Annotated in this window: 6 protein-coding genes; all 6 read right to left on the reverse strand. The window is 34.8% G+C overall.

The features are described 5' to 3' along the window. Positions 1-11: 11 nt before the first annotated feature. The gene (locus KI356_RS26585; protein ID WP_128280334.1) at positions 12-437 is read right to left on the reverse strand and encodes a GNAT family N-acetyltransferase; all 426 of its coding nucleotides are present in this window, start codon (positions 435-437) and stop codon (positions 12-14) included. A gap of 61 nt (positions 438-498) precedes the next feature. Continuing rightward, positions 499-1,437: a DMT family transporter gene (locus KI356_RS26590; RefSeq protein WP_128280335.1), complete on the reverse strand. Its 939-nt coding sequence runs from the start codon at positions 1,435-1,437 to the stop codon at positions 499-501. An 87-nt stretch (positions 1,438-1,524) separates the two neighbouring features. Continuing rightward, positions 1,525-2,025 (reverse strand): GNAT family N-acetyltransferase, encoded by a 501-nt coding sequence (locus tag KI356_RS26595; protein WP_128280336.1) that lies wholly within the window; start codon positions 2,023-2,025, stop codon positions 1,525-1,527. Positions 2,026-2,058: 33 nt separating this feature from the next. After that, the gene (locus KI356_RS26600; protein ID WP_212936949.1) at positions 2,059-2,604 is read right to left on the reverse strand and encodes a GNAT family N-acetyltransferase; all 546 of its coding nucleotides are present in this window, start codon (positions 2,602-2,604) and stop codon (positions 2,059-2,061) included. 15 nt (positions 2,605-2,619) lie between these two features. After that, the gene (locus tag KI356_RS26605; protein WP_128280338.1) at positions 2,620-3,321 is read right to left on the reverse strand and encodes a nucleotidyltransferase domain-containing protein; all 702 of its coding nucleotides are present in this window, start codon (positions 3,319-3,321) and stop codon (positions 2,620-2,622) included. Positions 3,322-3,338: 17 nt separating this feature from the next. Then, entirely contained in the window at positions 3,339-4,022 is a 684-nt protein-coding gene (locus tag KI356_RS26610) for a DNA alkylation repair protein (protein ID WP_128280339.1), read from the reverse strand. Between the last annotated feature and the right edge of the window lie 49 nt (positions 4,023-4,071).

Raw genomic sequence — 4,071 nt, forward strand, 5'->3', positions numbered from 1 at the left:
AATATGTAAAATTACATATTTCGCATACTTTTAAACTGTTCATTCTCAAGATAGCAATGAAATCTTTCCACCCCCGGATATTTTTCTCCCAGACTTTTAATCTTAAACCTACACTTTTTATAAAATCCGACTGCCTCTGTATCTGTCTCAGCCTCAATATATGTTAACTCATATTTCCTAACTATTTCTTTAATCATTTGAAGTGCAATTCCTTGATTACGATATTTTTCATCAACAGCTATGTGACACATTCTCGCTCTATTTGTATGAATTAACGCTATACCTATGCAACCCTTATTCCCATATTTATATAGCACTGCCTGATCATTTTTATACATTGAAACTGCTTTAATTAAGCTTACTTCACTCGGGCCGGTCGCATGCTTTAATACTTTCTTAATTGGATCTATTTCTATATGCTCAACACGCTGTAACATCCTATTTCCATCCTTTCTCATGAAAAAAGACTAGCTCTTTATTGAAAAAGAGCTAATCTTTTTACGCCGTTATTTTTTCTTCTTTTTTCACAACTACAGCTACATAACTATGAAGTATCATTCCGACAATTACAAGGCTCATTCCAATCCACGATAAAGAAGACGGAATTGGAGCAGATAACCAGATAAGTTCTCCTACTAACGCAAATAAAACTTCACCAGACTGTGTCGCTTCGACGGTTGCTAATTTTTGCGGATCATCTTTTACAAGATCTGTCGCATAGAAGAATAATACTGTTGCAATTAAACCTGAACTAATCGCAACGATAAAACATTGAAAAACTTGGTTACTTGACGGTAATCCGCTTGCAGATACTTCGTAACCAGATAGTAATAACCAAAATGGTAAACTTGCTAATGTCATACCGAGAACTCGTTGGAATACATCTAATTCACCTTTACATACTTGCATCATTTTTCTATTCCCAAGTGGATACGCAAACGCAGCAATGAGTACAGGAACTACGCATAAAACGGTTTCACGAATCCCTAAAGAAGAAGCGTGTTCTACTTGCATGAGAACAACACCGAATAAAATAATACCTGACATTGCTAATTCCTTCATAGGAAGTTTTTTATGTAATGGGTCTACCGCGAAAAATGGTGTTAATAAAATCCCTGCGACTATCGTAATTTGCCAAGTTGAAGCAACGAGCCACCCTGGTCCAAACGCACCCGCAAAACTAAGCGGTGCATAAAAGAGACCAAAACCAACAATACTCCATAACAACCATTCTTTCGGATTGTTTTTCATATATTGAAAGAGTTGTTTTAAGTTCCCTCTATACATGACAATAAGTAGTAGCATTGGAACCATAAAGTAATACCGTAAAGATGCACTCCAAATCCAACTGCCACCTTCTAAGTCCATCGATCGGTTTAACACAAAGGTAAAGGCAAAGAAAAACGATGCCAATATCCCAATTGCAATAGCTTTCATCTTAAAACCCCTTATATAGTTTCTCCTTTTACTATATAACAAAATGAATATAATTAATATTCAAAAATCTTATTATAGATGTAGTCTTTAAAGAAACAACACCATATTTTCATCATCACTATACACACCATTCATCTTTATAGCTCTTTTTTCAATTGCATACGTTTTAAAGCCCATTGATCCATACAATTTTTTTGCTGGTTCGTTTGTGGATACAACACCTAAGCTCAGTTGCTCTAGTTCTATTTCTCTCGCTCTTTGAATTGCATTTGCAATTAACTCCCGTGCCAGTCCGTTACGTCTGTTTTGTGCATCTACATACATCGCAACGATATGTCCTTTATGCTTATATGCCTGCCTCTCTTCTGTTAGTAAAGTGACAACTCCAATTAATTGATTTTCTTCATTAAAAGCACCAAATGTACAGCTCGTATTAGATGTTAAATTACTTACAACTCGCTCAATAGGATTTTTCTGACGGATCGCCTCTTCATAAGTTGTTATAAACGCCTCTGGGTTTACTTGTAGTGCTTGTAAACGTAACTCCCAATATTGTTCCGCATCCACTTTTGTAAGTAATCGAATCATTTTCCCCATCTCCTCTTAGTTTACATAATATTTTTATAGACTATTAATTAAAGATTGATACTCTTCTTTTAACATACTATAACGATAACGATGAATGAACTTACCTTGACGTAATCGATCATTTCTCATTATTCCTTCACAAACAAATCCAGCTTTTTCATAGCTCCTTCTTGCTTGTAAATTATCTTCATCTACACGTAGCCAAATTTTCTCTAATTCAAATTCAAAGAATCCCAGTTGTAACATACTATATAGGGCCGCTATTCCATATCCTTTACCCCAATATTCTTTATTTCCAATTGCAATCCCTAGTTCCGCATTTTTATTTGTATTATCAAAATTTTTTAGGTCTACCCATCCAATGTGTATACCTTCCTTTGTAACGATAGCTCGTTGTTCATAACCATTCTCTCGACTTATGGATGCTTCAATCCACCTTCTCGTATCTTCACGAGTGAACGGAGGATATTGATCTGGTACAACTAAATACTTTGTCACTTCTGTATCTAATGACCATTGATATCGATCTTCTACATCGTCTAGTGTCAATTCTCTTAATTGAACGAATGGTACATTCATTTCGCTATCCCCTCTTCATTTCCCAATAGAAAATCCTTCGAACATTCTTCCTCCGTATTGATCTAGCGTTCTTTCTACAAAAGTAATTAATTCATTTTTTTCCTCTGTTTTATAAAAATGATCAAAAGTCGCTACAAACTGTTCTGCATATTGCTCATCATATCTTCTTAACACTCTAATAAACCATTTTGAATTTCCAAGCCATTGACCATTTGCCCTTAATACATATTCATGTACTAAATCAGCTAATAAATTTGCTATGAACAATTCTTCTTCTCTCTTTGTTGCACCAATGAAGTCATCCAAAGTATCCGTAATAAAATAACGCTTCTGCTTCATCGTTTCTTCTGTCCATTTTTCTGGACCTTTATTTAATAGCTCATTCGCTTCTCTTTTTAGTTCTGCTACAATTTCATCTTTTCCTTTTAATGCAATCCCTTCTGAAACTAATTGAGGTAATGAAGGTCTCCCGCGTTTGCAATCCATTTGAAAAAAAGTTTTATACGTTTCAAAATTATGTACAAATACTTCAACAGGCCACCCATTACTATAGAAAGATTCTCTATAACAAGATGACAAACTTTGGTCGAAAATTACAATATCAAGGTCAGATGTTTTCGTAGCCTCTCCTCTAGCAACACTTCCCCCTAATAAAGCAACATCACAATTTGGAAATTGTGATGCAATTATGCTTCGTGCCGCTTCAATTGGTTCCATAGTCTTTCCCCCTTCTTTTATTTTACTTTCTTTTTTTCAGTTCTTTCTCGTGTCTTTTTAATATAGGCTTCTGCATCCGGTGTTTTACATGACGTTGCACCGTGATCAATTTCTACTTTTCCAATTTGGCGTGCAATTTCAATTGCTTGTTGTTCCAAACTTTCATTTCGAACCCCTATTGCAATTAACGCTCTATTCATTGCTTCTCTTTTTCGATTTTTTTCATTATGTATATGAATTTTAATCTCTTCTAAATACGGTAAGAAGAAATCCTCGTCTAATGTTTTATTTTTCATAGCGATATTCGCTAATAATGACCAACCTGCTCTTCCAATCCATTCATCATCAGATTTCGTCCATTCTTCCATTCTTTCTATCGCGATTGGCGACGTACATATAGCCGTCATAAGAACGTCCATTAAACAATAATAATCAACTTCCTCAACCCATCTATTTAGCTGTTTTGACGTTAGTTTCTTCGGATCTAAAACCATCGTTGCTAAAGTCATTGCATCCATATTTTTCGTTTCCCATAATGAAATTGCTAAATCATGATCCTTTTTTATCTTCTTTTTTAACAATTTTAAATTCGCAAAACTCACTCCAAATAACGGTTCTTTCGCCCCATGATTTTTAAACGTTTTACGATTTTGTTCTGTTCCATATTCCTCTAGTTGCTGCATTACTTCTTCAAGTAACATACGTCCACCTCGTTTATGTTTTATGTTGACTTCATATATATGTATGTAC

Origin of the sequence: Bacillus hominis, from assembly GCF_018332515.1 — a bacterium.
Classification (GTDB): Bacteria; Bacillota; Bacilli; order Bacillales; family Bacillaceae_G; genus Bacillus_A; species Bacillus_A hominis.

What these genes read in the sequence shown, in the direction of transcription:
- KI356_RS26590 (WP_128280335.1), bottom strand. Translation starts at nt 1,437, where the DNA reads ATGAAAGCTATTGCAATTGGGATATTGGCATCGTTTTTCTTTGCCTTT.
- KI356_RS26605 (WP_128280338.1), bottom strand. Translation starts at nt 3,321, where the DNA reads ATGGAACCAATTGAAGCGGCACGAAGCATAATTGCATCACAATTTCCA.
- KI356_RS26600 (WP_212936949.1), bottom strand. Translation starts at nt 2,604, where the DNA reads ATGAATGTACCATTCGTTCAATTAAGAGAATTGACACTAGACGATGTA.
- KI356_RS26585 (WP_128280334.1), bottom strand. Translation starts at nt 437, where the DNA reads ATGTTACAGCGTGTTGAGCATATAGAAATAGATCCAATTAAGAAAGTA.
- KI356_RS26610 (WP_128280339.1), bottom strand. Translation starts at nt 4,022, where the DNA reads ATGTTACTTGAAGAAGTAATGCAGCAACTAGAGGAATATGGAACAGAA.
- KI356_RS26595 (WP_128280336.1), bottom strand. Translation starts at nt 2,025, where the DNA reads ATGATTCGATTACTTACAAAAGTGGATGCGGAACAATATTGGGAGTTA.